The sequence below is a fragment of the Salifodinibacter halophilus genome (assembly GCA_012999515.1).
Taxonomy (GTDB): domain Bacteria; phylum Pseudomonadota; class Gammaproteobacteria; order Nevskiales; family Salinisphaeraceae; genus Salifodinibacter; species Salifodinibacter halophilus.
Map to the genome: position 1 here is coordinate 1 of JABEEB010000488.1, position 250 is coordinate 250.

Below are 250 nucleotides of genomic sequence, written 5' to 3' on the forward strand. Positions count from 1 at the left end.
GCTCGCTGCGGGTGCGCCTGGACGACGGCGAGGAGCGCCGCTTCCACGCCGGCGAAGTCAGCGTGCGCCGCGGAGCGCTGCGATGAAGGCGTGGCTGTTCGATCTGGGCAACACCCGGCTCAAATGCGCGCCGCTGCGGGCCGACGGCCGTCCCGGCGCGGCGCTGGCGCTGCCGCATCGCGAGGAAGACATCGCCGCCGCGTTGGCCGAACACTTGCCGCGCGAACGCATCGACGTGGCCTATCTGGCC

The 250-nt window shown here is 73.2% G+C and carries 1 protein-coding gene; it reads left to right on the forward strand.

Features of this window, described 5'->3' with window-relative positions:
- Positions 1-82 precede the first annotated feature (82 nt).
- Positions 83-250 (forward strand): pantothenate kinase (locus HKX41_12565; GenBank protein ID NNC24968.1); only part of this gene is annotated, 168 nt, incomplete at its 3' end.